This window comes from Ancylomarina sp. (assembly GCF_041555295.1).
Classification (GTDB): domain Bacteria; phylum Bacteroidota; class Bacteroidia; order Bacteroidales; family Marinifilaceae; genus Ancylomarina.
In genome coordinates this window covers 1-16,416 of sequence record NZ_JBFFKR010000055.1, presented here as the reverse complement: position 1 = coordinate 16,416, position 16,416 = coordinate 1, and the positions used below count along the sequence as shown (strand labels likewise).

Genomic DNA, 16,416 nt, shown 5'->3' with positions numbered 1-16,416 from the left:
TTTTGCCTTGTAGATATGATAACCATCACCATTCTCATCCATTTCAAAGCCCTTTAAGACTTCTGAAATGTTCGATTTAGTTGTTTGATATTTATTGGGAACTGAAATTCCCCATCCATCGTCCCAAACACTCATTGCCATTGGTACTTTTAATACACCAGCAGCGTTAATTGTTTCCCAAAAATGACCTTCAGATGTACTCGAGTCCCCAATGGTTCCAAAGGCAACCTCGTTTCCTTTGTCTGAGAATTCAGTGTAGCCATGTAATTCTTTATTTTGTCTGAAAATTTTAGAAGCATATGCAAGACCCAAAAGTCTAGGCATTTGTCCAGCAGTTGGAGAGATATCAGCAGATGAGTTCTTTTGCTCAGCTAAATTTTTCCAGCTACCATCGGCATTCAAACTACGTGATGCATAATGATTGTTCATTAAACGGCCACCATTGCCTGGATTTTTATCAAGTTGAGTTTCCCCGTATAGTTGCGCGAAGAATTCCTCAGGCGTTAACATACCTGCAGCAAGCATAAAAGTCTGATCACGATAATAACCTGATCGCCAATCACCATTTTTAAAGCTTTTAGACATAGCAATTTGAGCAAGCTCTTTACCATCTCCAAAAATTCCAAATTTAGCCTTTCCAGTTAGAACCTCTTTTCTACCTAATAGACTTAGTTGACGACTTATATTTGCAATTCGGTAATCTTCAAGAACTTCATTCTTGAAATCTTCGAACGAAATTTCCTTTTTAGTATTCTCCTTATATATATCTGACATACTCACAATTAATAATGATTAGTAGCGATAAAATATGTAAACGATTGCGTTTCTAGTCGTATTTTATCACCCATTTTGTTAAGCCATTCAAATTTAGTGAGATTTATTCTAAATAAGAAGGGTTTGATTGAATATTTAAGACTCTCTTGTCTTAATTGATTTGAATTGTGTAAAGGAAGTGGTACTTTTGTCCAATAATATAAATATGTAGAATCATGATTTTAAAGCTCATTTTAGTTAGCGTTGTTCTTTTAGGAATAGGTTTTATTGGTTTCGCAATTACGATTCTTGTCAAGAAGAATGGGCAATTCCCAGAAACGCATATCGGAAAAACAGAATTCTTAAAGAAGGGGGGAGTGACTTGTGCAACTTCTCAAGATAAGCTTGAACAAGCAAAAGCTTATAAGAAAGGACAATATAGTAAAGAGACAATTTTAGAGAAAGAACTCGGTAAACTTTAGATTAATATTTAAAGTTTCCATTCAAAAATCCTTAATTAATTAGTCAATCTTATGACAACTATTTTGTCGTTGGTTAAAATATTTGATACAAAAACCCCACTAAGCGACGAGTGGGGTTTTTGTATTATATAGATTCGATCTTTATTTGAGAATCATCTCTTTTATTTTATCCGATGAATAGGTTTGATATTTTCCCTCTTCGTCGGTGTAAATAAAGTAAGCATTTAGATTGGGATCATTTTCAACAATAGTTACACTTTTTTCTAGTCCTAAAACCATAAAAGCTGTCGCATAGGCATCAGCTGTCATGCAATCAGGTGCAATTACTGATGCCGAAAGCAGAGAGTGCTGAATCGGATAGCCTAGTTTTGGATCGATGGTATGTGCGTATTTCTTTCCATTTTTAATATAGAATTGGCGATAGTTACCCGAGGTTGCCATTGCTCCATCAACTAAGCTTAAAACATCCTGAATTTCTCTTTTTTGCAATGTGGCATCATCAATGGGCTTATCAATGCCAACTCGCCATGAGCGATTTTTATTACTGACACCTTTTACTCGAATTTCACCACCAATTTCAACCATATAATTTGAGATACCTTTATTTTCTAGAAAGTTGGCAATCACATCTACCCCGTAACCTTTAGCAATGGCACTGGCATCGAACATGATTCTAGGATCATTCTTAATGATTTTATCATTGATCATTCTTACCTTATTAAAGCCAATAATTTGAAGCAAGCTATCAACGGGAATGTCTTCGGGATCTAGTTTGTTTTTAAAGCCAAATCCCCATGCATTTACTAAAGGCGCTATGGTCATATCGAAAGCACCATTGGTTGCTTTAGATATCTCAATGCTTCTGTTGAATACCGTTTTAAAATAAGGATCGAGTACGACAGTCGAGTCGTTATTATTAACGCGTGATATGGTCGAGTTTGGTTTATAGGTTGAAAGTGAAAGATCGAATTCATTCATCTTAGCCTTAATCTCATCATGTAAGTCTCCACCTTTTGAATTATCATAGATAATGTGATAGATGGTTCCCCATATATAGCCTTCATTAAACTGATAGTCATTTTTTGTAGGTTGACAGGCAAATAGAAGCAACGAAGCTAATAGGAGTAGTTGAATTCTTTTAATCATGGAGATTGCAGCTCAAAATATAACTTGAATAATAATAGATCGTAAAGATAAAAAATATTGCTTGTGGCTGGGCATAAAAAAAGCCTCGGTAAATCCGAGGCTTTAAAATATTTATGATCCGAAATCGTCAAATTCAACCATTTCGTCTGGTACACCTAAATCATACAGCATGTTTGTAACAGCTGAATTCATCATTGGAGGTCCACAAAGGTAATATTCGATATCCTCTGGCTCATCATGATTAGCCAGATAGTTATCGTAAATAACTTGATGGATAAATCCAGTAGGTCCTTCCCAGTTATCTTCCGGCTGTGGCTCAGAAAGAGCTAAATGCCATTCGAAGTTAGGGAAATCAGCTGCAATAGCATCAAACTGATCTGCGTAGAATACTTCTTTTAGTGAACGAGCACCATACCAGAATGTAGCCTTACGACCTGTTTTTACAGTATGGAACAAGTGGAAGATATGAGAACGCATTGGAGCCATACCAGCACCACCACCAATAAACATCATTTCGTTATTGGTTTCCTTGATGAAGAATTCACCATAAGGTCCTGAAACAGTCACTTTATCACCCGGCTTGCGAGAGAAAATAAATGAAGAACAGATTCCTGGATTCACTTTCATCCAGCCACCGTTTACACGATCGAATGGAGGTGTTGCAATACGAATATTAAGCATTACAATGTTTCCTTCAGCTGGGTGGTTAGCCATAGAATAGGCACGGTAAGTTGGCTCTGGGTTTTTCATTTTAAGATCAAACATCTTAAACTGTTCCCATTCACCACGATATTCATCTTCGATAATCATATCCTTAAAATCAACGTCGATTTTAGGAACATCAATCTGAATGTATCCACCTGATTTGAAATCAAGAATTTCACCTTCAGGTAATCTTACTACAAATTCCTTAATGAAAGTTGCCACGTTACCGTTTGAAACCACTTCACATTCCCATTTCTTGATACCCAGAATCTCCTGAGGAATCGACATGCTCATGTCTTCTTTTACTTTTACCTGACAAGCTAAACGCCAATTGTTCTGCGCTTCCTTACGAGTAAAGTAATCAACTTCAGTTGGAAGAATGCTGCCTGCTCCGTCAAGTACTTGACATTTACACATGGCACATGTTCCACCTCCACCACAAGCTGATGGTAAGAAGATTTTCGAAGCTCCTAAGGTTCCTAAAAGGGTATTGCCTGGCTGAACAACTAATTGTTGAGCGCCATCATTAATATCAATCGTTACTTCTCCTGATGGAGTTAGTTTCTGCTTTACAAACAAAAGGATAGAAACTAGAATCAGGATCACAAGTAGGAAAATTGCAATACTTATCCCAACAATAGTCCCAGTGCTAGTGGCTATATCAGGTACCTGTGTTGTTAATAATATCATCTCTTTTTCAATTAAATTTTGAAAATTCAGTTTTACTTTATTGTCTTATTCGCTTAGAGTTTGATACCCATGAAGCTCATAAAAGCGATTCCCATTAATCCAGTTACAATAAATGTAATTCCAAGTCCTCTAAGAGGAGCAGGAATATTTGAGTAACGGATTTTTTCGCGAATAGCTGCGATACCTACAATTGCTAGTAACCAACCAATACCTGATCCAAGACCAAATGAAGTCGCTTCAGCTAATGTTGAATAATCTCTTTCTTGCATGAAAAGAGATCCACCCAAAATTGCACAGTTTACAGCAATAAGTGGTAAGAAAATACCTAGAGATGAGTAAAGTGTCGGAGCAAATTTATCAACAACCATTTCAACCAATTGCACCATAGAAGCAATGACTGCAATAAACATGATGAAACTTAAGAAACTTAAGTCAACATCAGCCATTGAAGAATCAAGCCATACTAGAGCACCTTCAGCCAAAATATATTTGTTTAGCAAGTAGTTCATAGGAACTGTAATTCCTAATACGAAAATTACAGCCAAACCTAGTCCCATAGAAGTTTTTACAGTTTTAGAAACTGCAAGGTACGAACACATTCCAAAGAAGAATGCGAACACCATGTTGTCGATAAAAATCGACTTGATAAATATATTAATCAGATTTTCCATGTTTCGATTTTTCTTTAAAATTAGGACTCAATTAGAGCTTTATTACGAGATCTCTGTACCCAGATAATGATACCTACAGTAATAAGTGCCATTGGAGGCAATATCATTAGTCCGTTGTTTTGGTATCCCATATCGTAAAATGCTTGAGGAATCACTTTGAAACCATAAAGGGTTCCTGATCCTAACAATTCACGGAAGAAAGCTACAATTACTAGAATAATACCATAACCAGCTGCATTACCAATACCGTCAAGGAAGGCAGGCCATGGGCGATTACCTAAAGCAAATGCTTCAAGACGTCCCATAATAATACAGTTGGTGATAATTAGACCAACAAATACTGAAAGCTGCTTACTTACATCATAAGCATAAGCCTTTAGAATTTGGTCTACGAGGATTACCAATGCAGCAACAATAACAAGTTGTACAATGATACGAATACGTGATGGAATAGTATTTCTAAGTAATGAAACTATCACATTAGCAAGTGCCAATACAGCCATAACGGAAATGGTCATTACCACTGCGGGTTCTAACTTCGCAGTTACCGCCAAGGCCGAACAGATACCCAATACCTGAATGGTAATCGGGTTGTCGATTCCCAACGGATTGGTCAGCAACTTTCGATTCTTAGCTGAGAATAATGGTTCTTTATTGCTCATCTTTATCTTGTTTTGTAGATTTTAAAAACTTTTCATAACTGCTAAGGTTATCCTGAAGCATAGCTTCCAAACCTTTTGAAGTAACAGTACCACCAGATACAGCATCGAATGCATGTGGGTTAGTAGAGGCAGTTCCTTTCACCAATTTCAGAGAAGTGAAAACACCTGACTCATCAAAGATCTGCTTTCCAGTAAATGGTTTTTGGAACTCTGCTTTAGAGATCTCAGCACCCAAACCTGGTGTTTCTCCTTGGTGGTCGAATGTCGCACCGAAAATGGTTTTACGATCTGGCTCCATCGAGATAAATCCCCAAACGGGTCCCCACATTCCTTTTCCAAGAACAGGAATAATTAGTTTCTCGCCAACTTTAGTATCGTTGAAAATAAAAACAGGAAGGTTTCTTTCAGAAAGATCTTTCTTGTTTTCATGTTTTAGATCAACTTTAAAAGTCTCAGCTTTATCATTTGATTTCACTTCGCCCTCTGAGTTTACGATAATCGCTTCAACAATGTACTTGTCGTATAGCTCAACCGCATTGGCAGGAGTCGAAGCAACATTCACAGCTTTTAGAATGTCTTGCTTTTTCTCAATTTCTTTATTCATGTTTTGGCGATCTTTCAATGTCAATGAAGTGAAAGAAAGTACAGCCGCAACAATCACTACCATGATGGCAGCGTAAAGAAATGTATATGTATTGCTTTGAGTATTCATTTTATAAACGTTTTTTTAATTAAGCATTTATCTTAACACGTTTCAATCTTCTCTTGATGTTACCCTGAATCACGTAATGGTCGATTAGTGGAGCAAATGTGTTCATCAATAGAATTGCTAACATCATAGCTTCTGGGAAACCTGCGTTCATTACACGAATCAAAACAGCTAGGAAACCAATAAGGAAACCGTAGATAATTTTACCGCGAGCAGTTTGAGCTGCAGAAACAGGATCGGTAGCCATAAACACAGCACCAAAAGCAAAACCACCCATAATAAGGTGTTGCCATGCTGGAACCAACTCCATATAAGCATTACCACCAATAAGGTTGAAAATTGCTCCCATTGTGTAACCACCAACAAATACTGATGCCATGATTTTCCAGCTTCCAATTCCTGAAGCGATTAGAATAACAGCTCCAATTAGAATAGCAATAGTTGAAGTCTCACCAATCGATCCTGGGATCAAACCCACAAACATATCCCATGCATTTGAAAGATGTTGTGTGTAGATTGAAGTTGCAGCCTCGCCAGTTGCATCTACAAGAGTTGCAGCGTGTGCTAAAGGTGTAGCTCCAGAGAAACTATCTGCTTTATCAGCAATCCAAACGATATCCCCAGACATTTTTGAAGGGTAGGCGAAGAAGAAGAAGGCACGAGCTACAAGAGCTGGATTCCAAATATTCATACCTGTTCCACCAAAAACCTCTTTACCAATAACTACAGCAAATGCAGTTGATACAGCAACCATCCAAAGAGGTGCTCCAACAGGCATAATTAGAGGAATAAGCATACCTGAAACCAGGAAGCCTTCGTTTACTTGGTGACCACGCATTTGAGCAAAGGCAAATTCGATACCCAAACCAACCACGTATGAAACAACGATAATAGGTAGGATTTCGATTAGACCATAAATGCAAATATCCATAAACTCAGCTGTTTGGCCAAGAGAAAGGAAATGCTGGTAACCTGTGTTATAAATTCCGAACAATAAAGCTGGAATCAAAGCCAATACAACAACCGACATGGTACGCTTCAAATCGATAGCATCTTTAATATGGGTTCCGCTGTGGGAAGTTATATTAGGGACGTATAGGAAAGTCTCAAAAGCCTCAAATGAGGACTGCAACTTTGCAAACTTCCCACCCTTTTGAAATAAGGGTTTCTTTTTATCAAGAAATTTTCTTAGTGCTTTCATTATAAATAGTTTTCCGTTTTTTTTAGCTCATTTCTTTAATCATCAGATCAATTCCCTGACGAACTAAGTCCTGTACATTAATTTTTGAAGTACAAACAAATTCGCACAAAGCAAGATCTTCAGGAGCTACTTCGTAAATACCTAATTGTTCCATCTGATCGATATCTTCAACCATAATAGACTTAATTAGTTGCAACGGAAGTATGTCCATTGGTAAAACTTTATCGTATTCACCAGTCATTACAAAAGCACGGTGCTCACCATGTAGATTTGCATCTAATCTGTATTCCTTATTAGGCGTTAACCAAGAGAAGAATGTTTTTGACATAGAGAATTTCTGTAAGCCAGGAAGTGCCCAACCTAAAAATTCAAATTCGTCACCTTCTGGAATAACAGTGATTTGTGAATCGTAGAAACTTAGGAATCCATCTTCTGGAATTTGTGTTCCAGTTAAAACATTACCCGAGATAACTCTGATTTTATCGTCATCCTTAAGCTGTGCTTTAAGAATGTTACGAACCGAAGCTCCAAGTATCGTGTTATAATATGAAGGATTTTTCACTTCTGAACCTGTAAGAGCTATTTTGCAGCTTACATCGTAAATACCCTTTTGGAATAGTCTACCGATGAAAAGAATTTCCTGTGGACGAATTACCCAAACAACATCACCCTTATTAATAGGATCAAGTTTGTGGATTTGAACGCCAACATTACCCGCTGGGTGAACACCTGCAAATTTGTTGATAACAACATTCTTTGCTTCAGTGAAAACCTTCGACAGCGTTTTCTTAGCATCGATGTTTAAGTGAACTTTCCCATCGGTAAGCTTTGTTAAAGCATCAAGACCCATTTGAAAAGCCTCAGCTTCACCTTCAACTAAGTAATCGAAATCGGCAGCAAGAGGCGCAGTATCGAAAGCAGAAATGTAAATTGCTTTTGGCGCATCAGCAGGATTTGCAATGACGTCGTAAGGACGCTGACGGAGGAAAGCCCATAAACCTGATTTTAATAATTCCTCTTTAACTTCCTCGCGAGATAAGTCAGTAGGATTAGCTTTTTTGAATTCCTCGTATTGCAATTCATTGTTAGCCTGAATGATAACTTCAAGGATTTTTCTTCTTTCGCCACGATTCACCGCAACAACCTTACCACTAACTGGAGACGTAAAATTAATTTCAGGACGATACTTGTCGAAGAACAAAGCAGAACCTGCTTTTACTTCAGTATCAACCTTTACTTTTAATTTTGGAGTAAGTCCAGGGAAATCGGTAGGTTTAATTGCAAATGTCTCAGAACGATCAGCCTTTTCAAGTACTTTTTCAGCCTTTCCTATCAGCTTAATATCTAAGCCTTTTTTGATCTTTTTAACTTCAGACATGTTAAACTATTTGATATGATTAATTTGTTTCTGAATTAACTAAATCCAAGCGCGTTTCTATTTTGAGAATGGTATCTTAATGGTATTTTAAAACTAATAGAAACCAGATAGATTGTCTTGGAAAATCGAAAACAAAGATATAAAGCAATTTTATATATTTGTAGAAAATCTTGCAATTTATAAACATCATATATAGATATCCAAATGTATAATTTCCTCCTTAGAGTTTTTTTTATTTCACACCTATGTATCTCTTATTGTCTAAGCACTTTTGCTTCAGAAGAGACTTCTGTATATAAAAGCGAAATTAAAAAAGTTAGCATTCATACTGTTCAATGTCACCCTGTGGGTTGGGAGTTGTCTCCATCGATAATTGAATTGAATGGTCAAAATCAACTTCAGTTTTCATTTGATGAATTGGGGAAAGGCATACAGGATTATTCATATCGAATTATTCATTGTGATGCTGATTGGAAATCATCAGGGTTAAGTGAGTTTGATTTTCTGGATGGCTTTTCTGAAAATCAGATTCAAGATTATGAGTTTTCTTTCAATACAAATGTCGACTATGTGCACTATTCACTCTTATTGCCCAATGGGGATGTAAAATTGAAACTCTCTGGGAATTATATTCTTGAGGTATATCAGGATTTTGATGTAGAAAATGTTGTGCTTCGCCAACGGTTTATGGCTCTAGATTCTAAGGTTGAAATAAAAGGAAAAGTTAAGCATCCTATTGACATGGATAGAAGAAAAACCCATCAGGAAGTCATATTTAGCATCCTTCATCCCAATTTTTTAATTGATAATCCGCATTCTGACCTTACTGTTATTCTCCGTCAAAATGATAGATCTGATGGAAGTCAAATGAAAGTGAAGCCTATATTTATTCGTAAAGACGAGTTAGTCTTCGATAACAATCAAGAATATGTGTTTCCAGGTAATAATGAGTTTCATTATTTCGATCTTAAGAGTTTTCGTTATCAATCTATTTATATACGATCAATTGAAAATGTTGAAGAAGAAACGGTTGTTACTTTAAGTCCAGGTGAAAATCGTCATTTTGATCCTTATATATTTAGGAGAGATAATAATGGTATTTCTGTTGTTTCAGTTGATGAGAGAAAAGAACCAACAACCGAAGCGGACTATGCACACGTTGTGTTTACGCTTCCTTTTGATAATGAATTAAAACATGGTCAAATGTATGTTTATGGCGCTTTTAATAATTGGGAATGCAATGAGAATAATCGAATGGTTTATGACCACAATTTGGGTGTGTATCAGAAAAGCATTTATCTAAAACAAGGGTATTATAACTATGTGTATGGATTGTTAGAAAATGGGAAAGACTATCCCGATATAAGATATATAGAAGGAAGTCATTGGCAAACCGAGAATAATTATATGATATATGTCTATTATCACGATATTGAGAAAAACTACGATCGCCTGATAGGATTTAAAACGCTGAATTCGACTAAGAATTTTTAGCGTAGTTAATAATTAAGAAAGCTTCCCTGTATTCGTTCTAAATTTGATAAAATAGAAATTGGAACGTGTGTTGCTTATGAATTATTACTAATTTTGTTATTAAAGTAATAAACTGTAATCAAGAGTTGCTGTTTTATACATCAACTTAAGCTATAAAAACTAATGAAAATGAAGTTTCAAATTGATGATGTTGATCAGAAGATATTATCTTATCTGATAAAAAATGCACGTATTCCTTTTCTAGAAATTGCTAGAGAGTGTGGTATTTCTGGTGCTGCCATTCATCAAAGGGTAAAAAAACTTGAAGATGCTGGGGTTATCGATGGTTCAAGGTTCATCGTGAAACCAAGAGCTTTAGGTTATGAAGTTTGTGCTTATGTTGGTATTTTTCTGGATCATGCACATCAGTATAAGCAAGTTGTTGGTCGAATAGAGGCTATACCAGAAATTATTGAGTGCCACTTTACGACAGGGAATTTTACATTTTTAGTAAAAATGCTTTGTCGAGATAATCAGCATCTTATGGATGTTTTAATTAATACCCTTCAGAATGTGCCAGGTGTTTCTAAAACAGAGACGTTTATTTCTTTAGATCAAATTATTGATAGGGATATTGTTGTAAAATAATATCGTGTTAGATTATAATAGAATTTCAAGGCTTTCTCTTAGGGAAGGCTTTTTTTTGTGGATTCTATTAAGCTTCTTTAATAAGGAATATTCCGAGTTAATTTTTATCTTTCGTCTGTTTTGGGCAAGCTTGTTGATTTTAGCGGTAATCGATTCGATCGATTAGTTAGCCTTTCTTTAAATTATTATACCATTAAACAACATATCATGTTTTCAAAAGAAGTTTATATTAACAGACGCGAAAAGTTGCGTCAATCCATGAAAGATGGAATCGCTTTATTCCTTGGTAATCCGGATGCACCAATGAATTGCCCACATAATATTTATCACTATCGTCAGGACAGTAATTTTCTGTATTTCTTCGGATTAGATCATCCTGGCTTCGCAGGTGTTTGCGATATCGATAATAACAAGGATTATATTTTCGGAAACGATGTTGATATCGATGATATTATTTGGATGGGACCACAGCCATCAGTAAAAGATCAATCATCAAAGGTTGGTATCGAAGCGACTGCTCCTTTTACTGACTTGAATAAGTTTATTTCTGATGCCATGAAAGCGGGTCGTAAGATTCACTTTTTACCTGTATATCGTGCTGAGAATAAAATATTGTTAGAAGAGTTGGTTGGTGTTAAGCCTGCTGAGGTTAAAGCTCAGGCATCAGTAGAATTTATTAAAGCTATTGTTGCTCTTCGCGAAATTAAGGAGCCTTGTGAAATAGTAGAGCTTGAACGTGCTGCTGAAACAGGTTATCAGATGCATGTTGCCGCTATGAAAATGGCACAGGATGGTGTTTACGAAAGAGAAGTTGCTGGCGAGGTTGAGGCTATAAGTCTTCGAGCTGGAGGGATGCTTTCCTTCCCTGCCATTGTCTCAAAACGTGGTGAAACTCTTCATAATCATGAGCATGGTAATTTGCTTAAGAAAGGCGATTTATTATTAGTTGATTGTGGCGCTGAGACCGATACACATTATGCTTCTGATAATACACGTACTATACCAGTAGGAGGTAAGTTTACTCAGAAACAAAGAGAAATTTATGAGATTGTATTAGCAGCCATTGATAAAGGAACTGAATTAATTCGTCCAGGTGTTGATTACCGTTCTATTCATTTAGAGGTGTGTAAGGTGATTGCTTCAGGTTTGATTAAACTTGGTTTGATGAAAGGGGATGCTGATGCTGCTGTTGCAGCAGGAGCCCATACCTTATTTATGCCTCACGGTTTAGGACATATGATGGGCTTAGATGTTCACGATATGGAAGATCTTGGTGAAGATTACGTTGGGTATGATGAGGAGATCAAGCGTGCGAGTCAATTTGGAACAGCTTATTTACGTCTAGGAAAAGAGTTGAAGCCTGGTTTTGTTATTACTAATGAGCCTGGTATCTATTTCATACCAGCATTGATTGATAAGTTTCAAAACGAAAAGCAGTACTTAGATTATATCAATTACGATAAGGTAAATGAGTATCGTGATTTTGGTGGTATTCGACTCGAGGATGATCTTTTAGTTACAGAAGAAGGATGTCAGTTGATTGGTAAGAGAATTCCAATTACAGTTGAAGAGGTTGAGAATACAGTGATTTCGTAATCCAAAGTCATCATAATAAAAACTAAAGAGGTATCCAATTGTGGGTGCCTCTTTTTTTTTGTTTATATAAGCTATAAATTGTGTATCTTTGATTGTGTTAGTTCGTCTATGAAATTAGCGATTTGGTCATTGTGAAGTTGATATTTGTGTAAGGAATTGAGCTGTTGCTGTTTTTTTGAATATATTATATTAGAATAAATCTTTTGATTCAGTTTTTATTGTTTCAATATTTTACTATAGATAATAGTAGTTTTAACCTCATCTCTACCTAGATATGGATACTAATACTGTGAATAATAAACGAGATATATTATATTCTTCGTTTTTAATGAAGTTTTGTACATTTCTGATACTTAGCTTGTTTGCACCAAAGCTTTTTGCTCAGTTGGATTATATCCACTATGTGCCACCATTGTATAATGGTTCTAATTCTAATAAAGATATTGGTAGAAATGTGGTTGTAATTACGACCGATAGTCGAGACTTAATTGATGTGTGGATTTATAAGGGGGATAATAATTTATTAGCTCAAATACAAGTTTCTCGTTTTGAGCCATATCGTTATGTCTTTGAAACCTCTCGTGCAGATAATTATGGCTATATTAATTCTTATCCAACTGATTATGAATTTCCCGTGGGAGTTGTGGGGGCAAATGAATTGAACACAGTTTTGGCTGATGCAGGGCTTAAATTTGTATCCTATGATGCGCCTATATATGTTAACCTTAGATGTATAACAGAAGATCAAGGTGGGTCTTTAACGACTAAGGGTCGTTTTGCAATGGGGAAAGAATTTAGGACAGGCCATGTTTACACGGCGAATGTTGGAGCAACCTTCAGACGAGCTCACTTTTTTTCTGTTATGGCAACAGAAGATAATACCACAGTCAAATTTACAGATATTAAAACAGAAGTTATATCTCAGTTAATAGCTGGGAGTATGGAGCCTCTTGCCATCTCCGCACTTGATACTATTACGGTTTTATTGCAAAAGGGGCAAAGTTATGTTATAGGTATTGATCATGATACAAAAGGATTCGGAACAGGTAATATGAATGCCTTAAACGGGACCCATATTTTATCAGATAAAGATATTGTTGTAAATACAGGTTCCTGGACATCAGGTTCAAGCGCCGGACAGGATATGGGTATTGACCAAATTGTACCTTATGATCAGATACGTGATCGATATATCGTACTTAAAGGAGAGGGCAATAGTTCTACAGAAGTCCCTATAGTTGTAATTACCGAAGATGGAACGGATATCTATCTAAATGGAAGTTCAACGCCTATAAATGAATTTCCCTTAAATGCTGGTGAGTTTTATCTCGTTACTACGGGTAACTATTTTGACAATAAATTATATATAGACACAAAGGGGAAGAATGTATATGTATATCAAACATTATCTGGTAGTTCATCTAAAATAGGTCCTACTGTTGGAATGAATTTTATAGCGCCATTATCTGCAACAGGAATGCATCAGGTTGATATTCCCTTTGCCGATAAGTTGGCAACTGAAAGTGTGAATTCGGTAATAACAATATTAGCTCAGAAAGGAGCTACGGTTAAATATGAAAATATTATAAATGGCGTTACTACAGAAAGAGAAATGTTACCTTCAGAAGCTTCGGTAATACTTGGAACAGACGAATGGGTTAGTTATAGGATGGATGCAGTTGTAGGAAATATTCGTTTTCAGAGTTCTCGTGCTTTGAATGTATGTTGGACGGTTCAAACAGGGGTAGTTGGTGCTGCAGGATATTATTCAGGCTTTTCAAAAGCAATACCTAAAATTATTCCGGATCTTCATGTCAATATGGAAACTGATCTTGATGTTATTTGTGAAAGTTATGACGATAATATCGAAGTGGGCTTTAATGCAACTCCGATACCAGATTTTTATGAATGGTATAAAAATGAGATTTCTGAGGCAAACTTATTATTTGAAAATGAAAAATTAGTTGTGCCGGCGCCTGATGAGCCTACTAAATATATCCTGAAGGCCTATTTCCGTGATCCTTCTTTAGATATTCTTTATAATGGAGATTTTAGTAGTGGGCGAGGAAATTTTGAAACAGACTATGTTTGGGTTAATGGTAATTTGAGAAATCCTGGTGAATTTGCATTGACTTTTACTCCTATAAGTGAGAATACTGCATTCGAGGATTTTGATGATATGGAGGGGGGAGGATTGATGTTTCTGGCTCAATCTAATTTTCCTGGTGATACCGTTTATCAGAAACTAGATATTCCAATTGAAAGAGATTATAATTATATTTTGAAAGTACATGGTAGAATGGCCCAAGTTGCCAAATCTCAACTTTTAGATATTTATGTTAATGATGAAAAGGTTAAATCAAATTTTTTACTTGATGATGTTTCTAAGTGGCAATCAATTACTGCCTTGTGGAAATCTAAAGATAATCAGAAAGCAACCATTTCATTAATTGATGCTAATGCTGGTGGTAATACAGGTGTATTTGCTATTGACAGTATAACTTTTATACCAGCAATTGAAGAAACAGGTGAATTTAATGCCTTAGTCGTTCCTAATTATAGTTTTACGCCTTACGATAAACCTCAACATTTTTGTTTAGGTCAGTCTGGTATTATTAATATTTCTAATGGTGATACAAGCTGGTATGATTATTTGTGGGAAAGAAAAAATGGAGAGAATGATTATGTACCTATTGCTGAAGGAAATGTTACAGGGCTAGATACTCATGTGTTAGGCTTTACCAATACGACAGATTATAATGCGGGGATATATCGCTGTACAATTACTTTTAAGGAGGAGTTCAAGCAATGTGGAGCAACAGTCGATCCTGCACATATGGAAGTAGAGGTAGTGATTGATGAATTGGCTAATATTACATCACTCACTGGAAATTCTGATTTATGCGAAGGTGAATCTTCAGCACTAGAAGTTAATGTTGAAGGTAAATATAGTAGAGTTGCATGGTCAGTAGATGGTGTTGAGAAGGCAGAAGGGAAAGTTTTTGATTTTAACTTAGATAAAGCATACTCTGCTGGTATTTATACGATTCGTTGTGATGTGGAAAATGCCTGCGCACCTTTATCTCAGGAAGTTCAAATTGAAATTTTCGGAAAACCAAATTTGACTGAATTACAAGTTCCAATTGGATTATGTGATCAGGAATTAGTGAATTTAACTACTGTTGGTACGGTACCAGCTGGAGCAACGATAGAATACTCTTGGTATCGTGATAATGTCTTGATTGAAACGAATAATCTGACGGTATTTCCAATCTTGCCGACTATCACTGATTCTTATTATAAAGTTGCTGTGTCAGCTCGTTATAATATTGCACAAGCAAATGAGCATACTTGTGTAGGGAATGAATTAGTTAAAAACCTGGCTGCAGATGCCATTTATCCTCAAGTTGTACTTACTGCTTTAACACCAGTAAGTCTATGTGAAGGAACTTCTCATTTATATAGTACAGAATTAGCTACTTCGGGAGATTACTATACCTATAATTGGGAAACTCCTCCTGCTGTGGTCGGAGATAAAATACAATCTGATCTTAGTTTGACAGATATTACGCTTGCAATGGCAGGTAACTATAAAGTAACAGTATCTAACCGTTGTGGTAGTTCAAATTCGACAAGTTTATTAACTGTAACTCCAAAAATGGAGGTAACAGATATTACGATTGATAAGACTGGTCCATACTGTGATGGAGAAATTGTAACAATAACTGTTATTGATAATGGACAAGCAAGCTTTTATAAAGCAGAAAATGTAACTGTAGGCCAGGAACAAACGATTAATCCTATGGCTAACCCATTTGTTTTTGCCGCAAATGCTACAAATAAGGGGCAATGGAAAATTACTGCTGAAGGTAATTGTGGAGCAATATACTACGAGCCTTTTGCAATTAATCTGTTAGAGAATTTTTCGGATCCATCGCTAGCTGATATTACGACTTGTTTGGGTGAAGATGTAAGTTTCGAAGTGCAAATTGAGACGATTCCATCTGGATCAGCTTTGACCTATACGTGGACAATGCCTGTTGGATCGCCAGTTGTTGATAGTGGAATTGCTATATTGGACATTGAAGACGTTCAAGCTGATGAACTAGGTTTGTATTCTTGTTTAGTTGAAAATAAATGTGGATACAGTAAGACTGTTGATGCGAATTTAAATACCGAAAGTGTGACAAGTACTTTAACAGCTCCTGTTGAAGTTGTTTGTCAAGGGGCTGTGAATTATATTTTTGATATTGTAACGGTTGGTTCTCCAGATTTTGCTTGGAGATTTAATGATCCCAATGG

13 protein-coding genes are annotated in these 16,416 nt (G+C 36.1%); 5 read left to right on the top strand and 8 right to left on the bottom strand.

Annotated features, from left to right (window positions below; translation table 11 throughout):
• A partial coding sequence (locus ABY905_RS06365; protein WP_372641707.1) for a thiamine pyrophosphate-dependent dehydrogenase E1 component subunit alpha occupies positions 1-774 on the bottom strand: 774 nt, incomplete at its 3' end.
• A 215-nt stretch (positions 775-989) separates the two neighbouring features.
• On the opposite strand from ABY905_RS06365, the gene ABY905_RS06360 reads away from it, so the two are divergent.
• Positions 990-1,235: a hypothetical protein gene (locus ABY905_RS06360; RefSeq protein WP_372641705.1), complete on the top strand. Its 246-nt coding sequence runs from the start codon at positions 990-992 to the stop codon at positions 1,233-1,235.
• Positions 1,236-1,376: 141 nt separating this feature from the next.
• On the opposite strand, the gene ABY905_RS06355 is transcribed toward ABY905_RS06360, so the two are convergent.
• The 7 genes from ABY905_RS06355 to ABY905_RS06325 all read right to left on the bottom strand — a co-directional run bounded on the left by ABY905_RS06355 (position 1,377) and on the right by ABY905_RS06325 (position 8,397).
• A complete protein-coding gene (locus tag ABY905_RS06355; RefSeq protein WP_372641702.1) occupies positions 1,377-2,381 on the bottom strand; it encodes an FAD:protein FMN transferase in 1,005 nt (334 codons plus the stop codon).
• A gap of 111 nt (positions 2,382-2,492) precedes the next feature.
• The gene (nqrF, locus tag ABY905_RS06350) at positions 2,493-3,776 is read right to left on the bottom strand and encodes an NADH:ubiquinone reductase (Na(+)-transporting) subunit F (protein ID WP_372641700.1); all 1,284 of its coding nucleotides are present in this window, start codon (positions 3,774-3,776) and stop codon (positions 2,493-2,495) included.
• Between the two features lie 53 nt (positions 3,777-3,829).
• On the bottom strand, positions 3,830-4,447 hold the full coding sequence (gene nqrE / locus ABY905_RS06345; RefSeq protein ID WP_372641698.1) for an NADH:ubiquinone reductase (Na(+)-transporting) subunit E: 618 nt from the start codon (positions 4,445-4,447) through the stop codon (positions 3,830-3,832).
• 20 nt (positions 4,448-4,467) lie between these two features.
• Complete coding sequence (locus tag ABY905_RS06340; RefSeq protein WP_372641696.1) at positions 4,468-5,109, bottom strand: NADH:ubiquinone reductase (Na(+)-transporting) subunit D; 642 nt, start codon at positions 5,107-5,109, stop codon at positions 4,468-4,470.
• The gene (nqrC, locus tag ABY905_RS06335) at positions 5,099-5,821 is read right to left on the bottom strand and encodes an NADH:ubiquinone reductase (Na(+)-transporting) subunit C (protein ID WP_372641694.1); all 723 of its coding nucleotides are present in this window, start codon (positions 5,819-5,821) and stop codon (positions 5,099-5,101) included. Before nqrC ends, ABY905_RS06340 begins: the two co-directional genes overlap by 11 nt.
• Positions 5,822-5,840: 19 nt before the next feature.
• Positions 5,841-7,019 (bottom strand): NADH:ubiquinone reductase (Na(+)-transporting) subunit B, encoded by a 1,179-nt coding sequence (locus ABY905_RS06330; RefSeq protein WP_372641692.1) that lies wholly within the window; start codon positions 7,017-7,019, stop codon positions 5,841-5,843.
• A gap of 22 nt (positions 7,020-7,041) precedes the next feature.
• The gene (locus tag ABY905_RS06325) at positions 7,042-8,397 is read right to left on the bottom strand and encodes a Na(+)-translocating NADH-quinone reductase subunit A (protein ID WP_372641690.1); all 1,356 of its coding nucleotides are present in this window, start codon (positions 8,395-8,397) and stop codon (positions 7,042-7,044) included.
• A 204-nt stretch (positions 8,398-8,601) separates the two neighbouring features.
• On the opposite strand from ABY905_RS06325, the gene ABY905_RS06320 reads away from it, so the two are divergent.
• From ABY905_RS06320 to ABY905_RS06305, 4 genes are all read left to right on the top strand, one after another.
• Complete coding sequence (locus tag ABY905_RS06320) at positions 8,602-9,891, top strand: DUF5103 domain-containing protein (protein WP_372641688.1); 1,290 nt, start codon at positions 8,602-8,604, stop codon at positions 9,889-9,891.
• A 168-nt stretch (positions 9,892-10,059) separates the two neighbouring features.
• Positions 10,060-10,518, top strand: coding sequence for an Lrp/AsnC ligand binding domain-containing protein (locus ABY905_RS06315; RefSeq protein ID WP_372641686.1), 459 nt, complete (start codon positions 10,060-10,062; stop codon positions 10,516-10,518).
• A gap of 207 nt (positions 10,519-10,725) precedes the next feature.
• Entirely contained in the window at positions 10,726-12,114 is a 1,389-nt protein-coding gene (locus tag ABY905_RS06310) for an aminopeptidase P family protein (protein WP_372641684.1), read from the top strand.
• A gap of 328 nt (positions 12,115-12,442) precedes the next feature.
• Positions 12,443-16,416: IgGFc-binding protein (locus ABY905_RS06305; RefSeq protein ID WP_372641682.1), on the top strand; the 3,974-nt coding region annotated here is incomplete at its 3' end.

What these genes read in the sequence shown, in the direction of transcription:
- ABY905_RS06315 (WP_372641686.1), top strand. Translation starts at nt 10,060, where the DNA reads ATGAAGTTTCAAATTGATGATGTTGATCAGAAGATATTATCTTATCTG.
- nqrF (WP_372641700.1), bottom strand. Translation starts at nt 3,776, where the DNA reads ATGATATTATTAACAACACAGGTACCTGATATAGCCACTAGCACTGGG.
- ABY905_RS06355 (WP_372641702.1), bottom strand. Translation starts at nt 2,381, where the DNA reads ATGATTAAAAGAATTCAACTACTCCTATTAGCTTCGTTGCTTCTATTT.
- ABY905_RS06330 (WP_372641692.1), bottom strand. Translation starts at nt 7,019, where the DNA reads ATGAAAGCACTAAGAAAATTTCTTGATAAAAAGAAACCCTTATTTCAA.
- ABY905_RS06325 (WP_372641690.1), bottom strand. Translation starts at nt 8,397, where the DNA reads ATGTCTGAAGTTAAAAAGATCAAAAAAGGCTTAGATATTAAGCTGATA.
- ABY905_RS06360 (WP_372641705.1), top strand. Translation starts at nt 990, where the DNA reads ATGATTTTAAAGCTCATTTTAGTTAGCGTTGTTCTTTTAGGAATAGGT.
- nqrC (WP_372641694.1), bottom strand. Translation starts at nt 5,821, where the DNA reads ATGAATACTCAAAGCAATACATATACATTTCTTTACGCTGCCATCATG.
- ABY905_RS06320 (WP_372641688.1), top strand. Translation starts at nt 8,602, where the DNA reads ATGTATAATTTCCTCCTTAGAGTTTTTTTTATTTCACACCTATGTATC.
- nqrE (WP_372641698.1), bottom strand. Translation starts at nt 4,447, where the DNA reads ATGGAAAATCTGATTAATATATTTATCAAGTCGATTTTTATCGACAAC.
- ABY905_RS06340 (WP_372641696.1), bottom strand. Translation starts at nt 5,109, where the DNA reads ATGAGCAATAAAGAACCATTATTCTCAGCTAAGAATCGAAAGTTGCTG.
- ABY905_RS06310 (WP_372641684.1), top strand. Translation starts at nt 10,726, where the DNA reads ATGTTTTCAAAAGAAGTTTATATTAACAGACGCGAAAAGTTGCGTCAA.